Origin of the sequence: Streptomyces sp. NPDC079141 (genome assembly GCF_040686775.1) — a bacterium.
Classification (GTDB): domain Bacteria; phylum Actinomycetota; class Actinomycetes; order Streptomycetales; family Streptomycetaceae; genus Streptomyces.
The window spans coordinates 35,841-62,349 of the sequence record NZ_JBFBLP010000018.1; the positions used below are offsets into that span (position 1 = coordinate 35,841).

General features: G+C 71.6%; 23 protein-coding genes and 1 pseudogene. 15 read left to right on the forward strand and 9 right to left on the reverse strand.

Translation table 11 applies throughout. From position 1 onward, the window contains the following. The first annotated feature begins 36 nt into the window (after nt 1–36). Together AB0Q90_RS34715 and AB0Q90_RS34720 are read left to right on the forward strand one after the other, a co-directional pair. Nucleotides 37–1,587, forward strand: a complete 1,551-nt coding sequence (locus tag AB0Q90_RS34715) for an alpha/beta fold hydrolase (RefSeq protein WP_363161781.1) — start codon at nt 37–39, stop codon at nt 1,585–1,587. A gap of 138 nt (nt 1,588–1,725) precedes the next feature. After that, a complete protein-coding gene (locus tag AB0Q90_RS34720; RefSeq protein ID WP_363161782.1) occupies nt 1,726–3,288 on the forward strand; it encodes an alpha/beta hydrolase in 1,563 nt (520 codons plus the stop codon). A 124-nt stretch (nt 3,289–3,412) separates the two neighbouring features. Here the strand turns inward: AB0Q90_RS34720 and AB0Q90_RS34725 are convergent, their stop codons facing one another. Further along, nucleotides 3,413–4,306, reverse strand: coding sequence for a LysR family transcriptional regulator (locus tag AB0Q90_RS34725; protein ID WP_363161783.1), 894 nt, complete (start codon nt 4,304–4,306; stop codon nt 3,413–3,415). A gap of 94 nt (nt 4,307–4,400) precedes the next feature. Between AB0Q90_RS34725 and AB0Q90_RS34730 the strand changes: the two genes are divergently transcribed. The 7 genes and pseudogenes from AB0Q90_RS34730 to AB0Q90_RS34760 all read left to right on the forward strand — a co-directional run bounded on the left by AB0Q90_RS34730 (nt 4,401) and on the right by AB0Q90_RS34760 (nt 10,471). Continuing rightward, nucleotides 4,401–4,910: a carboxymuconolactone decarboxylase family protein gene (locus AB0Q90_RS34730; RefSeq protein WP_363161784.1), complete on the forward strand. Its 510-nt coding sequence runs from the start codon at nt 4,401–4,403 to the stop codon at nt 4,908–4,910. Further along, nucleotides 4,907–5,551: a hemerythrin domain-containing protein gene (locus AB0Q90_RS34735; protein ID WP_363161785.1), complete on the forward strand. Its 645-nt coding sequence runs from the start codon at nt 4,907–4,909 to the stop codon at nt 5,549–5,551. Before AB0Q90_RS34730 ends, AB0Q90_RS34735 begins: the two co-directional genes overlap by 4 nt. Before the next feature lie 99 nt (nt 5,552–5,650). Further along, nucleotides 5,651–6,652, forward strand: a complete 1,002-nt coding sequence (locus AB0Q90_RS34740; protein WP_363161786.1) for a GNAT family N-acetyltransferase — start codon at nt 5,651–5,653, stop codon at nt 6,650–6,652. Nucleotides 6,653–6,710: 58 nt separating this feature from the next. Continuing rightward, nucleotides 6,711–7,493, forward strand: coding sequence for a VOC family protein (locus AB0Q90_RS34745; RefSeq protein WP_363161787.1), 783 nt, complete (start codon nt 6,711–6,713; stop codon nt 7,491–7,493). A gap of 109 nt (nt 7,494–7,602) precedes the next feature. After that, nucleotides 7,603–8,808, forward strand: a pseudogene (locus AB0Q90_RS34750) (glycosyltransferase); the annotation flags it as partial. Nucleotides 8,809–8,826: 18 nt separating this feature from the next. Beyond that, a complete protein-coding gene (locus tag AB0Q90_RS34755) occupies nt 8,827–9,579 on the forward strand; it encodes a class I SAM-dependent methyltransferase (RefSeq protein ID WP_363161887.1) in 753 nt (250 codons plus the stop codon). A 22-nt stretch (nt 9,580–9,601) separates the two neighbouring features. Next, nucleotides 9,602–10,471 carry an alpha/beta fold hydrolase gene (locus AB0Q90_RS34760; RefSeq protein ID WP_363161788.1) on the forward strand — a complete coding sequence of 290 codons (870 nt, stop codon included), beginning with the start codon at nt 9,602–9,604 and terminating at the stop codon, nt 10,469–10,471. A gap of 89 nt (nt 10,472–10,560) precedes the next feature. Here AB0Q90_RS34760 and moeZ read toward each other — a convergent pair whose 3' ends face one another. The 7 genes from moeZ to AB0Q90_RS34795 form a co-directional block, all read right to left on the reverse strand. After that, nucleotides 10,561–11,739 (reverse strand): adenylyltransferase/sulfurtransferase MoeZ, encoded by a 1,179-nt coding sequence (moeZ, locus tag AB0Q90_RS34765; RefSeq protein WP_363161789.1) that lies wholly within the window; start codon nt 11,737–11,739, stop codon nt 10,561–10,563. A gap of 63 nt (nt 11,740–11,802) precedes the next feature. Then, complete coding sequence (locus tag AB0Q90_RS34770; protein ID WP_363161790.1) at nt 11,803–12,552, reverse strand: spherulation-specific family 4 protein; 750 nt, start codon at nt 12,550–12,552, stop codon at nt 11,803–11,805. Beyond that, on the reverse strand, nt 12,540–13,499 hold the full coding sequence (locus AB0Q90_RS34775) for an NAD-dependent epimerase/dehydratase family protein (protein ID WP_363161791.1): 960 nt from the start codon (nt 13,497–13,499) through the stop codon (nt 12,540–12,542). Before AB0Q90_RS34775 ends, AB0Q90_RS34770 begins: the two co-directional genes overlap by 13 nt. Nucleotides 13,500–13,652: 153 nt before the next feature. Next, the gene (locus AB0Q90_RS34780; RefSeq protein ID WP_363161792.1) at nt 13,653–14,960 is read right to left on the reverse strand and encodes a hypothetical protein; all 1,308 of its coding nucleotides are present in this window, start codon (nt 14,958–14,960) and stop codon (nt 13,653–13,655) included. Then, nucleotides 14,957–16,669: a DUF3492 domain-containing protein gene (locus AB0Q90_RS34785; RefSeq protein WP_363161793.1), complete on the reverse strand. Its 1,713-nt coding sequence runs from the start codon at nt 16,667–16,669 to the stop codon at nt 14,957–14,959. Before AB0Q90_RS34785 ends, AB0Q90_RS34780 begins: the two co-directional genes overlap by 4 nt. A gap of 225 nt (nt 16,670–16,894) precedes the next feature. Then, nucleotides 16,895–18,439 (reverse strand): DUF3152 domain-containing protein, encoded by a 1,545-nt coding sequence (locus AB0Q90_RS34790; protein ID WP_363161794.1) that lies wholly within the window; start codon nt 18,437–18,439, stop codon nt 16,895–16,897. Nucleotides 18,440–18,447: 8 nt separating this feature from the next. Further along, nucleotides 18,448–19,503 (reverse strand): alpha/beta hydrolase, encoded by a 1,056-nt coding sequence (locus tag AB0Q90_RS34795; RefSeq protein ID WP_363161795.1) that lies wholly within the window; start codon nt 19,501–19,503, stop codon nt 18,448–18,450. A gap of 201 nt (nt 19,504–19,704) precedes the next feature. On the opposite strand from AB0Q90_RS34795, the gene AB0Q90_RS34800 reads away from it, so the two are divergent. From AB0Q90_RS34800 to AB0Q90_RS34815, 4 genes are all read left to right on the forward strand, one after another. Beyond that, nucleotides 19,705–19,929 (forward strand): hypothetical protein, encoded by a 225-nt coding sequence (locus tag AB0Q90_RS34800; protein ID WP_363161796.1) that lies wholly within the window; start codon nt 19,705–19,707, stop codon nt 19,927–19,929. Nucleotides 19,930–20,127: 198 nt separating this feature from the next. After that, on the forward strand, nt 20,128–20,769 hold the full coding sequence (locus AB0Q90_RS34805) for a TetR/AcrR family transcriptional regulator (RefSeq protein WP_363161797.1): 642 nt from the start codon (nt 20,128–20,130) through the stop codon (nt 20,767–20,769). 135 nt (nt 20,770–20,904) lie between these two features. After that, nucleotides 20,905–21,132: a DUF3107 domain-containing protein gene (locus AB0Q90_RS34810; RefSeq protein WP_019754243.1), complete on the forward strand. Its 228-nt coding sequence runs from the start codon at nt 20,905–20,907 to the stop codon at nt 21,130–21,132. 195 nt (nt 21,133–21,327) lie between these two features. Beyond that, nucleotides 21,328–21,600 carry a hypothetical protein gene (locus AB0Q90_RS34815; RefSeq protein ID WP_363161888.1) on the forward strand — a complete coding sequence of 91 codons (273 nt, stop codon included), beginning with the start codon at nt 21,328–21,330 and terminating at the stop codon, nt 21,598–21,600. A 37-nt stretch (nt 21,601–21,637) separates the two neighbouring features. On the opposite strand, the gene AB0Q90_RS34820 is transcribed toward AB0Q90_RS34815, so the two are convergent. Then, the gene (locus tag AB0Q90_RS34820) at nt 21,638–22,381 is read right to left on the reverse strand and encodes a ferritin-like fold-containing protein (protein ID WP_363161798.1); all 744 of its coding nucleotides are present in this window, start codon (nt 22,379–22,381) and stop codon (nt 21,638–21,640) included. Between the two features lie 483 nt (nt 22,382–22,864). On the opposite strand from AB0Q90_RS34820, the gene AB0Q90_RS34825 reads away from it, so the two are divergent. After that, nucleotides 22,865–25,498 (forward strand): DEAD/DEAH box helicase, encoded by a 2,634-nt coding sequence (locus AB0Q90_RS34825; RefSeq protein ID WP_363161799.1) that lies wholly within the window; start codon nt 22,865–22,867, stop codon nt 25,496–25,498. Between the two features lie 117 nt (nt 25,499–25,615). Then, a complete protein-coding gene (locus tag AB0Q90_RS34830; protein ID WP_363161800.1) occupies nt 25,616–26,485 on the forward strand; it encodes an alpha/beta hydrolase in 870 nt (289 codons plus the stop codon). Nucleotides 26,486–26,509: the final 24 nt, after the last annotated feature.

Below are 26,509 nucleotides of genomic sequence, written 5' to 3' on the forward strand. Positions count from 1 at the left end.
CGAGCGTCCCGCCGTGCGCGACCGCAGGATGGGATCATGCCGAACCCCTCCCGCCTGCGCGCCGCAGTCTTGACCGCCACCGCCGTGCTGCTGTCCTCCGTGCTGGCGGGGTGCAGTGACGACGCCGACTCCAAGGACGAGGATCTGACGGCCCAGAAGCTGAGCTGGAAGGACTGTCCGGCGCCGTCCCAGGCGGAGGGCGGCGGTGACGCTCCCTCGCCGCTGCCCAACGGCGACGAGTGGCAGTGCGCCACCATGAAGGCGCCCCTCGACTGGGACGACCCCGAAGGGGACACGATCGACCTCGCCCTGATCCGGGCCGAGACGAGCGGCGACGAGAGCAAGCGCATCGGCTCGCTCGTGTTCAACTTCGGTGGGCCCGGCGGCTCGGGCGTCACCACGCTGCCCGCCTTCGGCGAGGACTACGCGAAGCTGCGCACCCGCTACGACCTGGTGAGCTTCGACCCGCGCGGGGTCGGCCGCAGCGCTCCTGTGCTGTGCGAGAACGACCAGCAGCTCGACGCCTACTTCCAGCAGGACGCGACGCCCGACGACGCCACTGAGCGCACCGAACTGCTGGACAACACGAAGGAGTTCAACGGGGCCTGCGAGAAGAACTCCCAGAAGATGCTGCCGCATGTGCGCACCACCGACGCGGCCCGCGACATGGACCTGATGCGCCAGGTCCTCGGCGACGACAAGCTGCACTACTTCGGCATCTCCTACGGCACCGAACTCGGCGGCGTCTACGCCCATCTGTTCCCCAAGAACGTGGGACGTGCCGTCTTCGACGCGGTCGTCGACCCCACGCAGACCGCGGAGCAGGGCTCGCTCGGGCAGGCGAAGGGCTTTCAGCTGGCGCTCGACAACTACGCCGAGGACTGCACCTCGAAGGTCGAGGACTGCCCGATCGGCGACAGCGCACAGGACGTCAAGGACCGGATCGCCAAGCTGCTGTCGGACCTCGACAGCAAGCCGCTGCCGGGCATCTTCCCGCGCGAACTGACCCAGACCGCCGCGACCAACGGCATCGCCCAGGCGCTGTACTCGCAGGACTTCTGGGAGATCCTGACCGAGGGCCTGGACCGGGCGTACGACGGTGACGGAAGGATCCTGCTGCTGCTGTCCGACTCCATGAACGGGCGCAGCGAGAACGGCGAGTACAGCAACATCACCGCGGCCAACGTCTCCATCAACTGCGCCGACGACAAGCCGCGCTACACCGCCGAGTTCGTGCAGCAGAAACTGCCGGAGTTCCGGGCCGCCTCCGAGCTGTTCGGCGACTTCCTGGCCTGGTCCATGGTCAGCTGCACCGACTGGGCCGTGGCGGGCGCCGGCGACCACCCGGACGTCAGCGCGCCCGGATCGGCGCCGATCCTCGTCGTGGGCAACACCGGCGACCCGGCCACGCCGTACGAGGGGGCGCGCAAGATGGTGCAGGCGCTGGGCGACGGCGTGGGCGTGGAGCTGACGTACAAGGGTCAGGGCCACGGCGCCTACGACAGCAAGAACAAGTGCGTGCAGGGCGCGGTGGACGGCTACCTGCTGGCGGGGAAGGTGCCCGCGGCCGGGACCGTCTGCTCCTGACATCACCCCTAAGTTCCCCATAAAGTCGCAGGTCAGAGAGTTATCCACAGGGTGGAACGGCTGTCGCGTGATCCGCCTACTATGGCCTGACCGCCATCCGCGGGACGAAGCGGACGGCCTGCGAGGGGGGAAGTGCACATGGCGCGTTTCGTACGGTGGGCGGCTCTGACGGCCGCCACCGCGCTCCTGGTGGGGGGCTGCAGCGGCGGCTCGTCCGACGACGGCCAGGACGGCGACGGCAAGGGCGGCTCGGAGACCAGCGCGAGTGCGTCGGCCGACGCCTCCGGTCCCGCGTCATCCACGCTGCCCTCCTCCCTGACCTCGCAGAAGCTCGACTGGGGCGAGTGCAAGGCCACCGACGACTCCCCCGCCCCGGGCGGCGACTGGCAGTGCGCGACGCTCAAGGTGCCGCTGGACTGGGCCGCGCCGGAGGGCGAGACGATCGGGCTCGCCCTGATCCGCGCCAAGGCCCGCGGGGACGACCGGATCGGCTCGCTGCTGTTCAACTTCGGCGGCCCCGGCGGCTCGGGCATCTCGATGATGCCGTACTACGCCTCCACCGTCGGCACCCTGCACGAGCGCTACGACCTGGTGAGCTGGGACCCGCGCGGGGTCGCCGCCAGCGAGGGCGTGCGCTGCCGCAGCGACAAGGAGATCCAGGCCGCGGAGACCGTGGACGCCACACCGGACACCTCCGCCGAGGAGGCGGCGTACCTGCGGGACGCCGCCGACTTCGGCCAGGGCTGCCAGGAGTCCGCCGGGAAGCTGATGGCACACGTGTCGACCACCGACACCGCCCGCGACATGGACCTCATGCGGCAGGTTCTCGGCGACGCGAAGATGCACTACTTCGGCATCTCCTACGGCACCGAACTCGGCGGCGTCTACGCCAACCTGTTCCCGAAGAACGTCGGACGGCTCATCCTCGACGCGGTCGTCGACCCCGAAGCGGGCATCGTGGAGCACGCCGAGAACCAGTCCAGGGGCTTCCAGCGCGCCCTGAACAACTACCTGAAGTCCACCGGGCAGGACCCCGCAGAGGGCTCACGGGAGATCGCCGACCTGCTGGACCGCATCGACGCCAACCCGCTGCCGACGTCGTCCGGGCGGAAGCTGACGGAGACACTGGCCCTCACCGGCATCGTGCTGCCTCTCTACAGCAAGTCCAGCTGGCCGACCCTGACCAGCGCGCTGGAGTCGGCCGAGGAAGGCGACGGTTCGGAGCTGCTGACGCTCGCCGACGGCTACAACGACCGTGACCCGTCGGGCCACTACGGCACGACCACCCACTCGCAGCGCGTCATATCGTGCTTGGACGCCAAGCAGCGGCCGACCGCCGAGGAGACGAAGAAGCGGCTGCCCGAGTTCGAGAAGATCTCCCCCGTCTTCGGCAGGTTCCTGGGCTGGGACACGGCCGGCTGGTGCCACGAGTGGCCGGTGGCCGGGCAGTTCGACACCCCGGAGGTGAGCGCGCCGGGTGCCGCCCCGATCCTCGTCGTGGGCAACACCGGCGACCCGGCGACACCGGTCGAGGGCGCCCGGAAGATGGCCGACGAACTGGGCAAGGACGTCGGAGTGGTACTCACCTGGAAGGGCGAGGGCCACGGCGCCTACGGGAGCGGAAGCGACTGCGTCGACTCCGCGGTGAACGCGTACCTGCTGCAGGGCACGGTGCCCGAGGACGGCAAGATCTGCTCATGACGACGGCGGGGGCTCCGGGCAGCCGTGGCTCCCGTGGCACCCGAAGCCCCCGCCGTTCAGGCCGGGAGGTCGGCGGCCGTTGCACGAACCGGTTCCGAAGCGGAGTTCCGCGCCGCATGGTGCGTCAGAAGTGGAAGACGCCGAGATCGCGCACCGTGTCGGCCAGAGCGCGGATGAGGTCGTTCTCTGCTTCGGTCCGCCAGACCAGAGCGAAGTGCAGGCTGGCCATGTCGGGGAGGGGAAGCCATCGGATGTTCGACATGCCCCAGTACCTGGTGACATGACCGGGGAAGGTGTGGATGATGTCGCCCATGCCGACGTGGCTGATCAGCTCGTCGGCGTTGTCCCCGACCCCGATGCGCTCGATCTTCCGGCCTCCTGGGGTGTAGAAGGGCAGGTAGCTGTCCTCCCAGTAGTCCGGCGGCCGCAGGTCGGGGGCCATGGCGTGCGGGAACTCGGCGAGCAACTCGATCGGCACGGAATCCCGTTGCGCGAATGGGTGGTCGGCGGCCACGGCAAGGATCCTGGTGTCGGTGCACAACGACGGACCGACGGTGAAGTCCGGCTCTTCCACCGGCAGCCAAGCGACAAGGACGTCCGTGGCGCCGGAACGGAGCTGGCCGAACACGTCGTTGAAGGTCGCAAGACGGATCTGCAGTTCCCATTGTGGGTACCGCGCGCGGAACGTCTTCCAGTAGGGATGCAGATCGACCACGTTGAAGGGCATCGTGGTGACGCGTAGCTGCGCGGTGATCCCGTTGGCCGCCAGCCGGGCACGCTCCAGTGATTCGTGCAGGCCCGCGTACACCGGCTGCAGATCGTCACGCAACTGCCGGCCGACCTCGGTCAGGAACACCGAGCGACTGGTGCGGGCGAACAGCTCGGCACCGATGCGCCGCTCCTGCTTCTTGATGGCCTGACTGACCCGTGCCTGGGAGACGTGCAGCCGCTGTGCCGTCCGGCCGAAATGCAGCTCCTCCGCCAGCACCAGAAATATCTCGATGTCCCGCAGCTCCACCGGCCCCCCAACCCCCCGTCGATAACCCAGCGGTTATCGAACCGCGCGGAAGCTTACATTGATCATGATTGCGACCCGCAGGAAGGTTGAGGGCATGCAATCACGCCTGAAGGACCCGGTGCTCGTCCTGGCGGACGCGCTCACGAGCATCGGCAGCTTCTTCAAGTCGGTCAACCAAGGCGCCCTCTCCGACCAGCTGCCCGAGATCGTGGCTCTGCGCGCCAGCCAGGTCAACGGCTGCGGTGACTGCGTGGACGCTCACGTGCAGAGCCTGCGCGAGGCGGGCGAGAGCGATGAGCGGGTGACGGCGGTGGCCGCCTGGCGGGAGGCACCGTTCTTCACCGATGCCGAGCGCGCCGCGCTGGAGCTGGCCGAGGAGTTCACGCGCCTGGCCGACCGCTCCCCGGACGCGCTGCCTGACGCCATGCCGGACGCGGTGCCGGACGCGGTGCCGGACGAGCTGTGGGAGCAGCTGTCCGCGCACTTCGACGAGCAGCAGCTGTCCGCTCTGATCCTGTCGATCGGCGTGACCAACATGTTCGACTGCCGCACCACTGAGGTCCGTGAACCGGCCGGCACGTCCTGGAGCCGACGCCGGCCATGAGCGATGCCGTCGACCTGACCGTGATGTACGCGATGCACGATGCCCTGCGCCGGGAGCTGGCCCACTTGGACCGGATGACCACCAGCGCGGACCGTGACCCCGGGCAGTTACCGGCCACCGCCGGATGGGCGCTGTTCAAGAAGGCTCTCCACGCCCACGACACGGCCGAGGACGAGGCCCTGTGGCCGGTACTGCGCGAACGTCTGGCCGGCCGCCCGAAGGATCTGGCTCTTCTGGAGGCGTTGGAGGCCGAACACGCCGCCATCGTCCCGCTGATCAAGGCCATCGACGCGGCTCTCGCCGCTCCCGAAGTCGACCAGCTGGGGTTGGGCATCCTGATCGACGCACTGGCCACCGGCCTGGCAGGGCACCTCAAGCACGAGGAGGACACGGCCCTGCCGCTGGTCCGGCGGGCGTTGACGGCCGAGCAGTGGGACCGCTTCCGTCAGGCCCAAGCGCAGCTGATCTGCCCGGACGCACCGCTGATGCTGCCGTGGCTGCTGGACGGCGCCGACGAGCGGACGGCGGCGAAGCTGCTCGCTGCCCTGCCCGCATCCGTTCGCGCCGCCTACGCGACCGAGTGGGCCCCGGCTTACACCGCCATGGACCGCTGGAGCCCTGGCAGCGCCCCGAGGCACTGAAACCAAAAGCCGGGCCCCGCAGCCGTGCACACGGCATGCGTGCGCAACGTCCGGAACCCGGACTTACGTTCCCCTCAGAAGATCCCTGGAGTCATCGCCTTGCCCGAGCGCATCCGCCTCACCCCGCTCCACGACATCTCGGCCACCGACGCAGCCGCCTGGCACCAGGTCGTCGCCGCCTCGATGGCCCATGACCTGCCGGACGTACCGCCTCCCGGCCCCGAGCAGATCCACGCCCAGCTCACCAAGCCCACGTTGAACAGCCACCGGCTGACCTGGCTGGCCACCGGGTCGGAGGGCAGCCCGGTCGGAGTCGCGGGCCTGCGGCTGTTCACCTCCCCGGGGCGGGATCATCTGGCCGAACTGGAACTCCACGTCGACCCCGCGTACCGACGCCTGGGCACCGGCTCCCTCCTGCTGTCGGCGGTCGTGGCGGTCTGTCGCGCCGAGGAGCGGCGCAGCCTGATCGTCGAAGCGGCGGCCGACAGCCCGGGCGAAGCCTTCTGCGAAAAGCGGAACTTCCGCCAGGCACTGGCCCTTGACCATCTGATCCTGCACCTGGACCAGTTGGACGGGGCTGCCATCCTCCAGGCCGCCGAGGCCGAGCACCCCGGCTACCGGCTGACGGGCTGGACCGGCACGGTGCCCGACGCCCTCGCCGCCGCCTTCGCCACCGCCAAGAACGCGATGAACGACATGCCTGTCGGAGACCTGGACTACGGCACCGAGGACTGGGACGCCGACCGCGTACGGGCCATGGCCCAGGTGATCGCCGACCGCGGCGACACCCTGCTGACCCTCGCCGCCGTCCACGACGACGGCGCCATGGCCGGATACACCGAGATCCTGCTCCCGCGGGGCGCGGCGCCCCGGGCGCAGCAGTACGACACCGCTGTCGTGCCCGCGCACCGCGGCCACGGCCTCGGGCTGTGGCTCAAGACCGCCATGGTGCGCCGGCTGCGCGCCGAGCACCCTGGTGTCGTCGAGATCGAGACCGACAACGCCGAGGACAACGTCCACATGCTCGCGGTCAACCGGGAGCTGGGCTTCCGCTCGTACCGGCGCACCCGCGAGTTCCAGCTGGACGTGCCCGCGGCCTGATCCCCGTACTCACCCCCACTCCTCACTCACCACAGCGCACACACTTCCAGGAGCTGTCATGCACGTGTCCGCATCCACCCTTTCCCTGACCGTCGCCGACGTCGACGCCTCCCGAGACTTCTTCCGCACCCACCTCGGCTACGAGGTGGCCATGGCCGACGACGGCTTCTGCTCGCTGACCCGCGGGGACGCCGCGGTCGACATCGTCCTGCTCCGCAAGGGCACCGAGGTGCTGCCCGCCGAGCAGCGGGACCGGGAAGCAGGCGGGCTGATCGTCGCGCTCACGGTCACCGGCCTCGCCGCGGAGGAAGCCCGGCTGCGCGCGGCGGGCGCCCCCATCACCATGCCCCTGCGGGAGGAGCCCTGGGGTGAGCGGCTGTTCCAGATGACCGACCCCAACGGGGTCGTCGTCCAGCTCGTCGAATGGGCCGTCCCCGACCCCGGCACGGACGGGAGCGAAGGCACCGCCGTCCAGGTGATCACTCCGTCGGCCGACGACGTCACCGTCTCCCCGAACGCCACCATGACCGGCCTCGCCGCCCCCAGCCGCGGTAGCGCCGAACTCAGCACCTGGACGGTCCTGATGGAAGCCGGCGCGACCGGACCTGAGCATGCCATCAGCCGTGAGCAGGTCTGGACGGTCACGGCGGGCGCCCTGGAAGTAACCTGCGACGGCCGTACCGAGAAGGTTCAGGCCGGCCAGAGCCTGGTCCTGCCGCCGGCCCTCGTCCGCCGGATCCACGCTCCGGAGCGGGCCGAGGCCCACGTCTCCATGCGCTCCGACGGAGTCGCCTCGGTTCCCGGCACGGAGGGCACCCGCGAGCTTCCCTGGGCCCAGTGACCGCGACCACCGCACACCAGCCCGTCTCCCGGCGGCTTCAGGAGCGATCCGGAACCGTCCCGCACCATCACCGGCCGAGGCCGGGATACACAGAAACGAGAATGACGACATGCGTGTGCTGATCATGGCCTACGGGTCACGCGGCGACATCATGCCGCCGGCCGCCCTCGCGGCACAGCTGCGGAAACTCGGCGCGGAGGTACGGGTGTGCGCGCCGCCGGACGAGGAGTTCGCCCGGCTGCTGGCCGGTGTCGGCGTGGAACACGTGCCGTTCGGCCGGCCGGTGCGTGCGCTGGTGACTGGCGCGCCGCCGTCCCCCGACTTCGCCACCGAGTTCACGGCCGAGCTGGTCGCAGAACACTTCGGCACGATCGCCGCGGCGGCCGAGGGATGCGACGTGCTGGTGGCGAGCGGCCTGATGCCGGCCGGCGCCCGGTCGGTGGCGGAGAAGCTGGGCATCCGCTACGTGTACGCCTGCTTCCACCCGTTCGAGATGCCGTCGACGCACTACCTGCCGGGGTCACGGCCGGGCCCGGAGATCGCCACCGACGGGATCGACATGACCGACAACCGGGCCCTGTGGGACCTGGACGTCCGGAAGGTGAACGCGCTGTACCAGGCCCCGCTCAACGCCCACCGGGCGGAGATCGGGCTGCCGCCGGTCGACAACGTCCGCGACCACGTCTTCGGCGACCGGCCGTGGCTGGCGGCTGACCCGGTCCTGGCGCCGTGGAAGGAGCTGACGGACCTCGAACTCGTGCAGACCGGCGCGTGGATCCTGCCGGACGAGCGCCCGCTGCCGGCCGACCTGGAGGAGTTCCTGGACGCCGGCACACCGCCGGTGTTCGTCGGCTTCGGCAGCATGCCGATGCGCGCCGCGACGGACGTCGCCCGGGTGACCGTCGAGGCGGTCCGCGCGCAGGGCCGACGCGTACTCGTCTCGCGCGGCTGGGCCGACCTGGGTCTGGTCGACGACGCGGACGACTGCTTCGCCGTCGGCGACGTCAACCACCAGGCGCTGTTCCCCCGAGTGGCCGCCGTCATCCACCACGGCGGCGCGGGCACGACGACGACGGCCGCCCGGGCCGGTGCACCGCAGGTCGTGGTGCCGCAGTTCGTGGACCAGCCGTACTGGGCGGCCCAGATCGCCGAACTGGGCATCGGCGCGGCCCACGACGGCCCGGTCCCGACCTTCGAGTCCCTGTCGGCCGCGCTCAGCACGGCGCTGGCTCCCGAGACCGCGGCCCGGGCGAAGGCCGTCGCGGGCACGGTCCGGGGCGACGGAACGGCGGTGGCAGCGCAGCTGCTTCTCGACGCGGCGCCCGCTGCGCCGGTGAGCCGCGAACAGATCTCCGACATCGCGCACGCCGACCACCCGATCAAGTCCCCGCTCGACGACGCATCGGTAGGCGCCCTGCTCGAACGCGCCCTCCCGCGTGGCGACGAGCGTGTGCTCGACCTCGGATGCGGCACCGCGGAGTGGCTTCTGCGCGCCCTGGAGACCCGCCCGCGCCTGCACGCCGAGGGCGTCGACGTCTCCGAGGTCGCGCTGACCCGGGCCCGTCGGGCAGCGAGCGAACTCGGGGTCGAGGAGCGCCTGGTCCTCCACCACCAGGAAGCCGCGGACTTCGTCTCCGAGCAGCCGTTCGACCTGGTGATCAGCGTCGGCGCCACCCACGCCTTCGGCGGTCTCCTCCCCACCCTCGCGGCGGCCCGCAAGCACCTGGCCCCCGGCGGCCGCGTACTGATCGGCGAGTCGTTCTGGGACCGCGCCCCTTCGCCGGCGGCGATCGAGGCGTTCGGCGACCTCCACAACCTGGCGACCACGGTGGACCGCGTCGTCGCCGACGGCTGGACCCCTGTCCACGGCCATGTCAGCACCCGCAGCGAGCTGGACGCCTACGAGTGGGCCTGCTGGGGTTCGCTGGCCGACTGGGCTCTGGACCGTGCTGCCGATCCGGCCGGCGCTCAGGTGCTGGAGACGGCCAACGCTCGGCGTTCGCAGTGGCTCCACGGCTACCGGGACAGCTTCGGCTTCCTCTGCCTGGTCCTGCGCGAGACACCCGTCATGACGACCGGAAAGTGAGCACCCGGAAGTGAGTACACAGATGCAACCGACGTTCGTACTGGTCCACGGAGCCTTCGCGAACTCCTTCTCCTTCGCGCCCCTCCAGGCGGAGCTCGGTCTCCTCGGGCACCGCTCGGTCGCCGTCGACCTGCCCGGCCACGGCTTCCAGGCGACCTTCACCCGCGCCTACCAGTCGCCTCAGGACCCCGAGGGGCTCGCCACCACGCCCGGCTCGATCAAGGGCGTGACGCTCGCCGACAACGCCGCGCACCTGATCGGGATCCTCGAACGGGCCAAGCGGAACGGCCCCGTGATCCTCGTCGCCCACAGCCGCGGCGGTGTCACGGCCACGGCCGCGGCCAACGCCCGCCCGGATCTGATCGACCGCGTCGTCTACGTCTCGGCCTGGTGCCCGGTCGACCTCGACGTCAACGACTACTACGCCGAGCCGGAGATGGCCACGGTCGACCCCGCCGCCTTCGCTTCGGCACTGGCCGGAAACCCTGCCGAGCTCGGCCTGCTCCGCGTCAACTTCCGCACGGCGAACCCGGACGCGCTCGCGGCGCTCAAGGGGGCCTTCTTCGCCGACGGCACCGACGAGCAGTTCCTCACCTTCCTGAACACCTTCCAGCCCGACGAGAACCTGGACGCCGGTGGCTCCGCCGACCGGGCGCAGGCCGCGACCTGGGGCCGCGTCCCCAAGACCTACATCCGCCTGGCCGACGACACGAGCCTGCCTCTCGCCCTGCAGGACCGGCTGATCCGCGAGGGCAACGAGCTGACGCCGGACAACCCGTACGACGTCCGCACACTGCCGGGAAGCCACCTGAAGTGGCTGGTCGACCCGGCGCCGGCGGCCTGCATGCTGGCCGACCTCGCAACGCTCCCGGGCCCGTCCGCTCCGGCGTGATCGGCACCCACCAACGACAGAAGCCCACGGCATCCGACCAAGTCGGAGCCGTGGGCTTCGTCAGTCCCGCTGATCAGCGGAACGCGCGTTTAGTAGACCGGCTTGTGCGGCTCGATCTGGTTGACCCAGCCGATCACGCCGCCGCCGACGTGCACGGCGTCGGCGAAGCCCGCGGACTTCAGGACCGCGAGGACTTCCGCACTGCGGACACCCGTCTTGCAATGCAGGACGATCTTCTTGTCCTGCGGGAGGCCCTCAAGGGCGGCGCCCATGAGGAACTCGTTCTTCGGGATCAGCTTGGCGCCGGGGATCGAGACGATCTCGTACTCGTTGATCTCGCGGACGTCGATGATCTCGATGTTCTCGTCGTCGTCGATCCACTCCTTGAGCTGCTTGGGAGTGATCGTGGAGCCGGCGGCCGCCTCCTGGGCCTCCTCGGACACGACGCCGCAGAAGGCCTCGTAGTCGATGAGTTCGGTGACGGTGGGGTTCTCGCCGCAGACCGCGCAGCCCGGGTCCTTGCGGACCTTGACCTGGCGGTACTGCATCTCCAGGGCGTCGTAGATCATCAGGCGGCCGACCAGCGGCTCGCCCGTGCCGGTGAGGACCTTGATGGCCTCGGTGACCTGGATGGAGCCGATGGACGCGCACAGCACGCCCAGGACGCCGCCCTCGGCGCAGGAGGGGACCATGCCGGGGGGCGGGGGCTCCGGGTAGAGGCAGCGGTAGCAGGGGCCGTGCTCGGACCAGAAGACCGAGGCCTGGCCGTCGAACCGGTAGATCGAGCCCCACACGTACGGCTTGTTCAGCAGCACGCAGGCGTCGTTGACCAGGTAGCGCGTGGCGAAGTTGTCCGTGCCGTCGACGATCAGGTCGTACTGGCTGAAGATGTCCATCACGTTGTCGGCCTCAAGCCGCTCCTCGTGAAGGATCACGTTCACGTACGGGTTGATACCGAGGACGGAGTCACGGGCGGACTCGGCCTTGGAGCGGCCGATGTCGGCCTGGCTGTGGATGATCTGGCGCTGCAGGTTCGACTCGTCGACCTCGTCGAACTCCACGATGCCGAGCGTGCCCACGCCCGCGGCGGCCAGGTACATCAGTGCCGGCGAGCCCAGGCCGCCGGCGCCCACACAGAGCACCTTGGCGTTCTTCAGCCGCTTCTGCCCGTCCATCCCGACGTCGGGGATGATCAGGTGGCGGGAGTACCTGCGGACCTCGTCTACGGTGAGCTCGGGGGCCGGCTCGACCAGGGGTGGCAGCGACACGGGGACTCCGTTGGTCGGTCAATCATTACGGTTGTTCTTCCCGTAACAGTGCCATGGCCTTTTTCATTCCGAGACACCTGTTCCGATCCGCGAGACAAATTCGTCCCAGTAGCCGGGCATGGTCTCCCACGGATCGGTGCGGCCGGCGCCGTCCGTGCGGTCGGTGAACCAGATCGTGGAGGCGCCCTGCCAGCGGGCGATGCGCAGCGCCTCGTCCAGGTGGCCGCGGGGCAACCCGTGGACGAAGTGGCAGAAGCGCTCGGGCGGATAGTCGGCCGTCCACTCCGCCACCTGCGACCAGCGGTAGTCGCTCCAGGGGCCGGAGAAGGTGACGAGCTGGTCCGCGCTCTCGACGTATCCCGGGTACGGGTGGGTGCCGTGGCCGAGGACGACATGGGCGTCGTCACACAGTGCGCGCAGCGTGGCGACTGTGCGGCGGATCTCCGGGAGCGCGGCACGTTCGGTGGGGCTGCGGTCCAGGAGGAAGCCGTCGACCTGGTACCAGTCGAGGTACCGGTGCGCCTCGGAGATGATCTCGCCGAAGGGGCGCGCTCCGTAGGTGGTGTCGAGGTGGCCGAGCATGCGGACGCCGGCGTTGCGCAGGCGCGCGGCCGTCTGCAGGCAGTGCGGGTCCGGGCGGGAGCCGGGGCCGTCGGCGACGTCGAGTACGGCCCAGTGCACGGGTGTTCCGGGGCGGGTGAGTTCGGCCCACTCGGCCGGGGCGACGAGGGGGTGGGCGAACCCGGGGACGCCGATCCCGGCGCGCAGGTCGGTACTGGCGGTTCCTGGTTTGGTGCTGGTCAGATGCGGCATGCCGCCTCCATCCAGATGTCGGCGAGGGACTCCTCAAGGTTGATCCGGGGCCGCCAGCCGAGCCGGTCGCGTGCGGTGCGCACATCGGCCTGCTGCCAGCTGCCGCAGCCGTCCGGATACGGGTACGCGACCGGGGCCGCGTGGTCTGATTCGGAACGGGGGTGCCCGATGGATGCCCTCAGCGGGCCGGGCGGTCCGTCGAGTTCGTGGAGGGCGCCGCCGTATCCGGCCACGCGGGCAAGGACCGCGGCGGCGTCGCGCAGGCGCACGGCGCGGCCCGAGCCGATGTTGATGACGCCCTGGGCGGCGGAGAGCGAGGCGGCGTGCACGGCACGGGCCACGTCGCGGACGTCGATGAAGTCGCGCTGCGCGCCGAGGCCGCCGAGTTTGAGTTCGCCGTCGCCGGACTGCATGGCGCGGCGCATGGCCTCGGCGAGGCGGCCGAGGGGGGAGCCGGCGGGGGTACCGGGACCCGCGGGCGAGAACACACGCAGGACCACGGCGTCGAGGCCGGAGCCCAGGACGAGTTCGGTGGCGGCCAGCTTGCTGACGCCGTACGGGCCGCCGGGGCGCGGGACGGCGTCCTCCGCGGTGGAGGAGCCGGGCTGGCTCGGACCGTACTCGGCTCCGCAGCCGATCTGCACCAGGCGGGCGCCGCAGCCGCTGCGGCGCAGGGCCTCGCAGACGGTGGCGACGGCGACCGTGTTGTGGCGGGTGAGTTCGCGGGCGCCGCCGCGGGTGGCACCGGCGCAGTTGATGACGACGCCGGGGTGGACCGCGTCGAGGAAACGGGTCAGGGCGCCGGGGCTGCCGGACGCGAGGTCGAAGCGGACGTCGGCGTCGTCGCCCCGGCCGAGCGCGGTGAGCTGGACGGCGGGGTCGGCGAGCAGGCGGTCGGCGACGAACCGGCCGAGGTAGCCGTTGGCTCCGATCAGCAGGACTCTCATCGCGCGGCTCCCGGGGCCGAGAGCTCGGGTCGGGAGGTGATCATGTGAGGTTCTCCTTACAGAGGGGGGTGATGCGAGTGCGCGTACCTCCGGCGGTCCCGCCGGGTGCCTGCGGCGGCCTGGGCCCGGGGTGGGGACGGGGTGCCCGGCGCGTCAGCACGGCCGGTCCGGCGTGGCGTGCGCCGAGGCGCGGGTCAGGGTGCGAGAGGAGTGGACCAGGAGGGTCAGTGCTCCGGCTCCGCAGACGAGGGCCGGAACGGCGCCCGGGCCCCATGCGGTGACCAGTGCCTCCACGGGCCCGTCCAGGAAGCCGCAGCCGGGCAGGCGGGCCGCGAAGACCGAGGCGAGGGCCGCCGCCTCGGCCGTGGCGGCGGTGGCGAGGACCACCGCCGGGGCATGCGTGAAGCCGTGCGCGGTGAGCAGCCGGGCGAGGAGGAGCAGGGCGCCCAGGGTGAGGACCTGGGCGTAGCCGGCCCGCTCGTCCAGGGCGGTGCCGGACAGGGCGAGGAGAGCGGTGAGCGCGACCAGGAACAGCGCGAACGTGCCGAGCAGCAGGGGCTGTACGGAGGCGGCGAACTCCTCCAGGTGCCGACTGGCGGCGAGTTTGCGGCGGGCGCGTACGGCGAAGAGGTGGGCACACCATGCCGCGGGGGCACAGGACAGAGCGAGGGCGAGGACGCCGGCGGCGGCCAGGGGCCAGTTGCCGTCCGGGGAGCCCGTGGGCGGGGCCTCGGGACCGCCGCTGACGGCCGCTCGGAGCAGTCCGTCGCCCAGAGCCGCGTAGGCGATCAGCCAACAGGTCCAGGCGGCTGTGGGGCGCGCCGGGCGGTCCGTGGCGCCGAGCGGACCGCGGGACAGGGCCGCGCGCAGGGCCGACGCCACGGCGAGGGTGCCCAGAGCGGCGGCGATCAGGCGGGCCTGTCCGTGGGCGAGGCGCAGGACGGTCACGGTCACGGCGCACAGCGCGCCGGGGAGCAACGCGAGGAGGGCCCAGTCGGCCCGCGCGCGCGGCGTCGAAGGGGCTGTGGTCCGCGGTGACGTGTCACCGTCGCGGGAGACACGGGCGTACATCTCCTCCGCGAGGGAGAAGACGTCCCGGTGCCGGAAGCGTGCCGCGGTCCGGTCGGTGACGCCGTGCGCCTCAAGACCCGCCGCGATCTCCAGGGGGTCCACGGCCCGTTCGCACAGCTCCCGGTGACGGTGCATCAGTGCCTTCACGGGGTCCACGGCCGTGCGGCGTGCGGCGGTCCGGCCGCGCTCGGTCGCGGCGACGGGTTGCTCGCCGCCGGCGGCCGGCTTGCGCCGCACGGCTACCGCGGGCTCGTCCTCCCCCGCCACCACGCCCGCGGAAGAAGCAACCCCCTCCCCCTCCTCCACCACAAGCCACTCCTCCGACCGCGCGTCCCATGCGCCGGGGCTGGTCGGGGTCCCGGGGCGGTCCAGTTCGCCCAGTCCGCTCATCGCGCTGCCTCCGTGGCCGGGACCGGGGTCGTGGCGCGGACCGGTGGTCCTGCCGCCCAGCCCGGACCGCCCCGGGCGACGACGCGCGCCATCGGACCGGTCCAGCGGCCGGGAACGTGCGCCTCGGCGGGAACGGCGAACGGCAGGGGTTCGCCGGCCTCGTCAAGGACGACCCGGCGGACCGGGCAGCGCGAGATGATCTCCAGGTAAATGCCGTGAAATGCCGTGATGTTCTGCTCGACGGTGAACAGTTCGAGCGCACGCGCGCGTGCGGCGGCGCCCAGGCGCTCGCGGCGCTCCGGGTCGCGCAGCAGCGCCACGCACGCCTCGGCGAGCGCCCGCGGATTGCGCGGGGGTACGACGAGCCCGGTGCCGCCGATGACCTCCACCACCGCGCCCACGTCCGTGGACACCGTCGCGCGGCCGCAGAACATGGCCTGGACCAGGCCGGTCGGGAAGCCCTCGACAACGCTGGACAGGACGGTCACGGCACCCGCGGCGTACGCGTCGGCGATGGTGGGGAGTTCGGGGCCGCCGATCTCCTCGAAGGACACCGGGTTGTCACCGACGGCGTGCAGACCGTCGGCCTCGTCGGGGAAGAGCTGCGCGGCCAGCACCTTGCAGTGACCGAGGTAGGCCGTGCCCTCGGGGCCCGCCGGGGCGCCCACGATCCGCAGGCGGGTCTTGGGCTCCTCCTTGCGGATCTCGGCGAAGGAGTGCAGCAGGGACACCAGGTCCTTGGCGGGTTCGACGCGGCCGACCCAGACGAGGGTGTCCGGGTCCGCACACTCCGGGGACTCCCCGACCTCCGCGAAGCGGGAGGCGTCCATGCCCGGATAGACGGTGTGCAGCTTGGCGCGGTCGGCGCCGCAGTGCTCCTGCCAGCGGCGGGCGTGCGCGTTGCCGGGCGTGACGACCGCGGCCCGGTGGTAGATCTCGGCGGCGAGCCGGCCGTGGAAGGCGGCGAGCAGGGACCGCACGGCGGGCGCGGAGTCGCCGGCGGCCAGGTAGTGCGTCCGCAGCCGCACTCCGTACTCGGTCACCAGCAGGGGTACGCCGCTGAAGTGGCGGGCGAGCAGTCCGGGCAGGGCAGCCGGGCCACCGGAGGTGGCGTGGCACAGGTCGACCGAGCCGAGGCGGTCGTCCTCGTACCAGTCGAGGGAGAGGGGGCGCAGGGCGCGTTCCAGGTGCGCGGCGACGGCGAGCAGATCGGGGACGCGCGCCTCGCGGGCGGCGCGCAGGGCGCCGGGCGCGCGACAGGCGCGTTCGAGGGCGCGTACGGCGGTCTCGGAGCGGAGCGCCGTCACCAGGCCGCCCTCGTCGCGGGCGAGTTCGGCGAGTCCGTACAGCGCGTTGCCGAAACGGTCCGCCTCAGCGGTTGTCGTCCCTTCGGAGGCGCCGGAGTGGTCCTGGGCGGCTCCGGCGCACACGACGGCCGCCAGTTCGCCGTAGTGCTCCGCGAAGCGCCGGCGCGCGCGGCGGCCGTGCACCACCCCGTCGTCCCCGGCCGTCCACAGCGGAGCCGTCAGAACCCGGCTGACCTGCGGCGGCAGCGGGACCCAGCCCTCGTCCTCCTGGCGCTCGCTGCGGCTGAGCGCGTAGATGTCGAACTCGTGCTGCCCGAGCCCGCGCACGAGCCGGTCGCACCAGAGTCCGGCGTCACCGTTCACATACGGATAGCCACCCTCCGTGAGCAGTCCGATGCGCACGAGTACACCCCCGATCTCCCGTTAGGGGAGCCGCCGTTGACCCGGCGGCTCGCAGCGGGACGAACGTATGCGGACAAGGCGGTGGCGCGACGGACGGTTGTCCATCGCGCCACCAAAAGGGGTGAACGGTCGTAACTTTCCCGCGCGGGTCGCGTTCGATCGCGCTAAGAGATCATGCAGTTACGTTTCGTTAGGTCACGGCCAACTCCCGGCGCGCGGCGCCCGTCAGTCCCCGGGATACGCCCAGGGATTGGCGCGGCAGCTGACCCCGTTGCGCTCAAGGAACTTGGTCTGCTGCTGCATGACCGGCGCGAGGTCGCCGTCCTTGTCGCAGGTGACGTGGTGGTAGCCGAGCCGGTGGCCGATCTCGTGGTTGATCAGCATCTGCCGGTAGGCATGAATCTGATCGCCGTAGGTCTCCGACCCCTGCGCCCACCGATAGGCGTTGATCATCACGCGCTCGGTGGCGGCCGAGTCGCAGGACACGTTGTCCACGGTGGTGTCCAGACCGGACTTGGAGCACCAGTCGGCGGTCGTGCCGGGGCTGGCCAGGGTGATCACGAAATCGGGCGTGCCGGAGTGGATGCGCTCGAAGGTGCGCGCGCCGTTGTGGGCCCAGCTCCGGTCGTCGTTGAGCGTCTTCTGCACGGCCTGCGCGAAGAGCTCGCCGTCGAGCCCGAGCCCCTGCTCCACGTCCACGCGGTACGTGAACTTCTGCCCCGTACCGGGCGCCTTGTCGATCCCCTGGATCGCGTCGAACTTCCCCGAGCCGTCGAGCGTGGCGCTGAGCGCGTACTTCTTGTCCATCTTCTGCGTGTACGTCAGCGGCGCCGCCGCGCTCGGCTCCCCGGCGGGCGTCGGCCGCCCGTCGCTGCGCGAGGCGGAGTCCCGCGTGTCCCGCGCCCGGTCATCGGCCGACTGCGACTGTACGTCGGTGTCGTCGCCCCGGTCCGTGACCTGCCCGGCCACGACGACCGCCAGGACGGTGGTGACGGCGGCGGCCGCGATCCCGGTGAAGGTCCGCCCCTTGGAACCCTTGGCGGGGGCGGGTGCGCCGGTCGGCGGGGCGTCGTCGGCGTCCACGTCGTTCGCGACACCGGCGCCGACGGCGGACCAGTCGGTGACGGCGGTGTACGGGTCGGCGGCCGTACGTGGCTCGAACACGTCGACGTCCTCGAAGGCGTCGACGTAGTCCTGCCGCGGCCCACGCCCGCCTCCCGGCGCCTGCCGCTGCCGCGGAAAGCCGACTCCGGCCCCGGCCGCCGAAGGCGCACCGGCCCCCCTCAACTCACCCCAGCCACCCCCGGCTTCCCACTGCTCGGGATGCCCACCACGCACCTGAGGAGTGCCGTGGGCGGGCGTGCCGTCGGAGAAACGGGGAACGCCATGCGCAGGCGTACCGTCCGGCAGACGAGGAACCCCATGAGCCGGGGTCCCATCCGCAAAACGCGGCACCCCATGAGCAGGCGTACCGTCGGCAAACCGCGGCACGTCATGGGCAGGCGTACCGTCCGGAAAGCGGGGAACGCCATGCGCAGGCGTGCCATCCGGGAAACGGGGAACGCCATGCGCAGGCGTACCGTCCGGCAGACGAGGAACCCCATGAGCCGGGGTCCCATCCGCGAAACGGGGCACCCCATAACCCGGCGCCCCCTGGGGCACCCCCTGCGCTGCCCGCCCCTCCCGAGGCCCGCGCCCCGAACCGGACCCCGTGCCCGTCTCCGCTGTCGCGCCCTTGGGGGCCGGCCCCCGGCGGCTGTGGCGTCCCACGTCCCGCCTCAGCTCCCCGCGTTCTCGGTCACGGCCCCACTGTCGACGGCCGACGCACCGCCACTCGCCGAAGCCTCACCACCCGCCGACGCGTCGCCACCCGCCAACTCGCCCGTATCCGCAAGCAGTTCACGGAACGCCCGGGCCACCGTGTCCGGATACTCCATCATCGCCACATGCCCGGCGTCGGGCAGGCTGAGCAGTCGGGAGTAGCGGAAGGCGCGGGCCGCGCGCTGGGCCATGCGGTAGCCGACGAGCTGGTCCCGGCCTCCGTAGACGAGGAGCGTCGGGGCGAGGACGCGCTCGGCCTGGCGCCACAGCGCGTGCTGGCCGCCGAGGGTGTACGCGTTGACGATCCCGCGCGCGGAACGCGTCATCGCGTCCCAGAAGTACGGCAGTTGCAGCCGCCGTTCCATCTCCTCCACGGCGTCGCGGAACCCTTCCGGGGACACCCGTCCGGGATCGCCGTAACAGAGTGCCGTGACGCCACGGACCCGCTGTTCCGCCGTCCACTCCCTGGTGAGCCGGGTGAAGAGCGCGGCCACGCCGGGCAGCGCCAGCAGCGCCGTCGGAACGGCGGTGCGCTGGACGCGGATCTCCGGCAGGGCGGGCGACACGAGGCTGAGCGTACGGACCAGGTCGGGTCGTACCGCGGCGACGCGTGTGGTGACCGCACCGCCGAGTGAGTTGCCGAAGAGGTGCACGGGTCCGCGCCCCGAAGCGTCGAGGTAACGGATGACCGCGCGCGCGTGGGCGGTGACCGAGTAGTCGCCGTCGTCCGGTGGCGGGGAGTCGCCGAAGCCGGGCAGATCGACGGCCTCACCGTCGACGACCCCCTCCAACTGCTCCATCAGCGCTGACCAGTTCTGCGATGAACCGCCGAGTCCATGGACGTAGAGCGCGGGCGGCAGGCTCTCGCGCGCGGGAGGCCTCGACCGCACCGTCAGTGTGATGCCCGGCAGCCCGACCGATCGCAGCCGCTCCCCCTCCGCGACCCGGACGGTCGCCACCTTCGGCAGTACGTTGGCCGCCGGGAAGGCGGACGGCAGCTCGGTCGAAGACATGCGGCAATGTTACGAGACGATCACGCAGTGGTTCGTGTGTTCGCCGTCACAAGCAGTCGAAGAGTCCCCTGATGCGCAGGGAGTGACCCCTCGGACGCGGATCGCATAGCGTCCCGATCGGGTGTCTCCTAGGCTCGTAGTGAGGGCACCCGCGTGTGGCCCCTGCTTTCCCCAGGGACGTTCGTAGGAAGGGAGCCCACCATGGCCGTTGACCCCACCGACCCCGAGACGTTCGAGGACGACGACACCCAGGAAGCCGAGGAGTTCGACGTCGAGGCCCCCGCGGCCGACACGGCCGAGCAGCACACCGACGTGGCATCCGACCGCGACGACTCGCTGACCGGCATGAACCCGGACCGCGCCAACGAGGCGGACCTGATGGAGCAGGCCCGGGTCGTGTCCCTCGACGAGGACGACTATCGGTGACGGACGGTGCCGGAGGGGCAGCGCTGAGCAGGAGGGAGGCAAATTTTTGCCCGCCTCGCCCCTGTTTCAAACCTTCCGTACCGCTTTCGTCATCGTCCGGTCCGTGAAATTCTGCGCTCGCACCGCGCACACCAGGGTTACCGAAAAGTACGATGGCGGCGCGGCGCACACCGCATATGGACGACTTTGGGAGGCGGCGTGACAGCCATCGAGCAGACAGAGGCGGCACGCCCACGAGGTACGCGCCTGCCGCGCCGTGCCCGTCGGAACCAGCTGCTGGGCGCCGCCCAGGAAGTTTTCGTGGCGCAGGGCTACCACGCGGCCGCGATGGACGACATCGCCGAGCGGGCAGGCGTCAGCAAGCCGGTGCTCTACCAGCACTTCCCGGGCAAGCTCGACCTGTACCTCGCCCTGCTGGACCAGCACTGCGAGTCCCTGATCCAGTCCGTGCGCAACGCTCTGGCGTCGACGAACGACAACAAGCAGCGCGTGCGGGCCACCATGGACGCCTACTTCGCCTACGTCGAGGACGACGGCGGCGCCTTCCGGCTGGTCTTCGAGTCGGACCTGACCAACGAGCCCGCGGTACGCGAGCGCGTGGACAAGGTCACGAACGAGTGCGCCGAGGCGATCTGCGACGTCATCGCCGAGGACACCGGCCTCTCGCGCGCGGAGTCGATGCTCCTCGCGTCCGGTCTGGGCGGCCTCGCCCAGGTCGTGGCCCGCTCCTGGCTGCACAGCGACCGCAGCGTCCCGCGCGACCAGGCGGTGCAGCTGCTGACGTCACTGGCGTGGCGGGGCATCGCCGGATTCCCGCTGCACGGCATCGACCACCACTGACCGACCGTTTGTTCCCGCCCGCTGTTCGCTCCTGGCGTTCTTGCGCGGAGCGTGTACGTCCCCTCACCGGGCTAATGTGTGCTGGGTACGGCGCGGAAGGTCGCGCACTTCACTGACCGTCGGAGGGACATAGCCGTGGAGGTCAAGATCGGCGTGCAGCACGCGCCCCGCGAGATCGTTCTGGAGAGCGGTCAGAGTGCCGAGGAGGTCGAGCGGGCGGTGTCCGAGGCGCTGGCCGGCAAGTCGCAGCTGCTGAGCCTCGTGGACGAGCACGGCCGCAAGGTCCTCGTCCCGGCCGACCGTCTCGCGTACGTCGAGCTCGGCGAGCCGGCCCCGCGCAAGGTGGGCTTCGGCGCGCTGTAGACAGCGGACGACACACGGAGGGCCCGGCGGTCACGACCGCCGGGCCCTCCGGCGTTCCGGCACTGCCCCTCCACCCGCTCTCCTTCACGGATGGAGCACAACTCGAACACAGGGGAGGATTGGATTCCGCAGGTCAGGGGTATGACGGGCTACGACCGTTTCGAGCAGGCCGGCCATGCGGGAGGGACCCCCACCATGCTCCTGGAAGCGCTCAGTTCCGCGATCCTCGGCCTGGCCCTGGCGTGGGCGGCGGCTCACCGCCTGCCCCACCGTCTCCCCGCCCGTTCCCTCGTGCTGTCGACAGGCGTGGCGGGCGCCCTCTTCGGCGCCTTCATCACCCACACCGCCCTCGGCTTCGGCAACCTGCTGCTGATCCTGGCAGGCGCCGCGGCGGTCTCGGCGGCATCGCTGTCGCTCCTGCTGCGCCCGTCGCGGGGAAGACTGGGCCGCCGCTCAGCGACGGCTTAGCCAAAGGACCTGACGGGGACGCCCCCTAGGGGCAGCGCTACGCGGCCAACCCCAGCGCAGCCATCCGCTTGGTGTGCGCCTCAGTGATCCGCGAGAACATCCTGCCGACCTCGGCAAGGTCGAACCCGTCGGCCACCCCACCCACGAGCATCGTCGACAGCGCGTCCCGGTCGGCGACCACCCGCTGGGACTGCGACAGCGCCTCACCCATCAGCCGCCTCGCCCACAGCGCGAGCCGCCCGCCCACGCGCGGGTCCGCGTCGATCGCGGCGCGCACCTTCTCCACGGCGAACCCGGCGTGCCCGGTGTCGTCCAGCACGGCCAGAACCAGCTCGCGCGTGTCCGCGTCGAGCCGGGCGGCGACCTCCCGGTAGAAGTCGCTGGCGATCGAGTCGCCGACGTAGGCCTTGACGAGCCCCTCCAGCCAGTCCGAGGGCGCCGTCTGCTTGTGGAAGCCGTCCAGCGCGGCGACGAACGGCTCCATGGCCGCCGTGGGCTCCTCGCCGATCTCGGTCAGCCGGTCGCGCAGCTGCTCGAAGTGGTGGAACTCGGCCGAGGCCATCTTCGCCAGCTCCGCCTTGTCCTCCAGCGTCGGCGCCAGCTTGGCGTCCTCGGCCAGCCGCTCGAACGCCGCCAGCTCCCCGTACGCGAGCGCGCCGAGCAGGTCGACGACCGCGGCACGGTACTGCGGGTCGGCGGAGGCCGTCGTCCAGTCCTGGGCAGCGACTCCGGTGTGTTCGACAGGAGCTTCAGGCTTGTCAGAGGAGGTCATGAAGCGCACAATAGCCCGCTCGCCGCAAGGCGGAAGGCCCTGGTCAATCAGTGTGACGACGACTACGTGACCAAATCGGCCATCGCATGTGCGGGATTCCGGGGTATGGTGGTAATGCGCCTGCTGAGTACGTCGACGCAGTTCGACGGTGTCTCGACGGGCCGCACGTATGAGGATGCCCGGTCGGTGGCCCGATCGGCTCCGACCCGACAGCCCCCTCGTCCGTACGGCACTGTGCGTACGGATTCCCGGGGGGACCCCCTCAGCGGTACGAGCGCTAGAGCGTCGGCAGTGGTCCCGTGCCCTACGGCTTGCCCGTAAGGCAGCCGACGTCCCCGGCACGGTCCGTCAAAGACCCCCGCGCTCGCCTCGCACCGCGTACACAGAAGAGGCAGCACCCTGACTACGACTTTCCGAGAGCTCGGAATCCTCCCCGAGACGGCCGAGGCGCTTGAGGCCGTCGGTATCGTCACCCCCTTCCCCATCCAGGAGATGACGCTCCCCGTTGCCCTTTCGGGCACCGACGTCATCGGCCAGGCCAAGACCGGCACGGGCAAGACGCTCGGCTTCGGTCTTCCGCTCCTTGAGCGCGTCACCGTTCCCGCCGACGTCGAGGCCGGCCGCGCCGCGCCCGAGGACCTGACCGACGCCCCGCAGGCGCTCGTCGTCGTCCCCACGCGCGAACTGTGCACCCAGGTCACCAACGACCTGCTGACCGCGGGCAAGGTGCGCAACGTCCGCGTGCTCGCCATCTACGGCGGCCGCGCCTACGAGCCGCAGGTCGAGGCCCTCAAGAAGGGCGTCGACGTCGTGGTCGGCACCCCGGGCCGACTGCTCGACCTCGCCGGCCAGAAGAAGCTCAACCTCAAGCACGTCAAGGCGCTCGTCCTCGACGAGGCCGACGAGATGCTCGACCTGGGCTTCCTGCCCGACGTCGAGAAGATCATCAACATGCTGCCGGCCCGCCGCCAGACCATGCTGTTCTCGGCGACCATGCCGGGCGCGGTCATCGGCCTCGCGCGCCGCTACATGTCGCAGCCCACCCACATCCGCGCCACCGCGCCGGACGACGAGGGCGCGACGGTCGCGAACATCAAGCAGTTCGTCTACCGCGCCCACTCCATGGACAAGCCGGAGATGGTCGCCCGCATCCTGCAGTCCGAGGGCCGCGGTCTGGCGATGATCTTCTGCCGCACCAAGCGGACCGCCGCCGACATCGCCGAGCAGCTCCAGCGCCGCGGCTTCGCCTCCGGCGCGGTCCACGGCGACCTCGGCCAGGGCGCCCGCGAGCAGGCGCTGCGCGCCTTCCGCAACGGCAAGGTCGACGTCCTCGTCTGCACCGACGTCGCCGCGCGCGGCATCGACGTCGAGGGCGTGACGCACGTCATCAACTACCAGTCCCCCGAGGAAGAGAAGACGTATCTGCACCGCATCGGCCGTACGGGCCGCGCGGGCGCGAAGGGTACGGCGATCACGCTCGTCGACTGGGACGACATCCCGCGCTGGCAGCTCATCAACAAGGCGCTGGAGCTGGACTTCAACGACCCGGTGGAGACGTACTCCACCTCCCCGCACCTCTTCGAGGAGCAGAACATCCCCGCGGGCACCAAGGGTGTCCTGCCGCGCTCGGAGCGCACGCGCGCCGGGCTGGAGGCGGAGGAGCTGGAGGACCTCGGCGAGACCGGCGGCCGCGGTGCGCGCGGACGCGGTGGTCGTGGCGGCCGGGAGGAGTCCCGTCCCGCCGAGCGCGAGCGTCCGGCACGTACGCCGCGCCGCCGCCGTCGTACGCGCGGCGGAACCCCGCTGGACGCGACCGCGCCCGCGGCCGAGGCTCCCTCGGCCGCCGAGGATGCCACCGTCACCCGCACCCCGCGCCGCCGTCGCCGCACCCGCGCCGGGGCTACGGCGGAGTCGGCGCCGGTCACGGCCTCGACGACGGTCGAGTCGGCACCGGCCGAGGCGGCGGAAGCCGCGGTGACCACGGCGGAGGGTACGACCGAGGCATCGGCGAAGCCGCGTCGCCGCCGCACCCGCAAGTCGGCGGAGACGCAGGCCGTGCAGGTCTCGGAGCCCACGGTGACCGAGGAGAGCGCACCGGAGGCCACGGAGCCCAAGCCGCGCCGCCGCACCCGCAAGGCCGCGGAGACCGTCGTGGAGACGACCGAGGCCGTCGCGCCGGAGGCCGTCGAGGCCGCACCGCGTCGCCGCACCCGCAAGGCCGCCGAGGCCGTTGTGGACACGGTCGAGGCTGTCGCGCCGGAGGCCACTGAGGCCAAGCCGCGACGGACGCGCAAGGTTGCGGAAGCCGTCGTGGACACGGCGGAGACCGTCGAAGCCAAGCCCGCAACGCGCCGCACCCGCAAGGTCGCGGAGACCGCCGTGGACACGGCCGAAGCCGTCGAGGCCAAGCAGAAGACGCGCCGTACCCGCAAGGCCGCGGAGGCCGTCGTGGACACGGCGGAGACCGTCGAAGCCAAGCCCGCAACGCGCCGTACCCGCAAGGCCGCGGAAGCCGTCGTGGACACGGCCGAAGCCGTCGAGGCCAAGCCGCGTCGTACGCGCAAGGCGACGGCCGCGGTCGACACCGCCGAAGGCACGGAGGCCAAGCCCCGGCGCACCCGCAAGACGGCCGCCACCGCCGAGACCGCCGACATCCCGGCCCAGGCCGCCGAGGAGCCGACGGCCAAGCCGCGTCGGACCCGCAAGGCGGCGGAAGCCGTGGTGGAGACAGCCGAGGCAACCGAGGCCAAGCCGGCGGTGCGCCGTACCCGTAAGGCCGCGGAGACCGCCGTGGACACGGCCGAAGCCGTCGAGGCCAAGCCCCGGCGTACGCGTAAGGCCACGGCCGTCGCGGAGCCCGTGGAGGCCGAGCCGAAGCCGCGTCGGACCCGCAAGACGGCCGCCGCGGTCGACACCGCCGAAGGCACGGAGGCCAAGCCCCGGCGCACCCGCAAGACGGCCGCCACCGCCGAGACCGCCGACATCCCGGCCCAGGCCGCCGAGGAGCCGACGGCCAAGCCGCGTCGGACCCGCAAGGCGGCGGCCACGGTCGAGGGCGCCGAGGCCAAGCCCGCGGTGCGCCGCACCCGCAAGGCCGCGGCCGCTGCGGAGCCCGCGGAGGGCTGATCTACCGGCCGGACGGCCCGTTCCCACACCGCGTGGGAACGGGCCGTTCGCTTTCCCGGCCCCGCCCCCGCACCGCCGAGGAAGAACGCGTCCACCAAACCCCGCTAACCTCGCCCCGTGACCAGCCCCGACACCCCCCTCGCCGCGCCGCCCGGCGCCCGCGCCCACCCTCTGCGCACCGCCCGCGGAGACTTCGCCGTCGTCGACTGTCCCGTGGCCGTGGGTGTGGAGCCGCGCGGTGTCGCGCTGCTGCTGCCCGGGTTCACCGGCAGCAAGGAGGACTTCGGCCTCCTGCACGAGCCGCTCGCGGCGCGCGGGTACCGTACGGTCGCCGTGGACGGACGGGGCCAGTACCAGTCGGACGGGCCCGCGGAAGACGAATCCGCTTATGCGCAGGCCGAGTTGGCGAGGGACGTACTCGCGCAGGCGGAGGCCGTCGGTGTCCCGCTCCATCTGGTCGGGCACTCTCTGGGCGGCCAGGTCTCCAGGGCCGCCGTACTGCTCGACCACTCCCCCTTCCGGTCCCTGACGCTCATCGCGTCGGGGCCGGCCCGGATCTCCGACTCGCAGCAGCAGCGCGTCACGCTCCTGCGGGACGCGCTGGCCGTGATGACGATGGCCGAGACGTGGGACGCCATCCTGGCCATGGGCCCGCCCGAGGAGGTCGGCGGACCCGCCCGCGGCCTCGGCGGCCTGGAGCAGCTGCGCCGCCGCTGGATGGGCAACAAGCCCGCCCAACTGCGCGCGACGGGGCAGCAGTTGTGCACCGAGCCGGACCGCGTCGCCGAACTCGCCGCCGTGCCGCTGTCGTTCCACGTGGTGTCGGGCGCCCGCGACGACACCTGGCCGGTACCGGTCCTCGACGACATGGCCGTACGGCTGAAGGCGCGCCGGACGGTCGTCGCGGGCGCCGAGCACTCCCCCAACATCGACCGGCCGGAGCCCACGGCCCGAGCGATGGCCGACTTCTGGGACGAGCACGAATAGGACGAGCACAAACAGGAGGGCCCG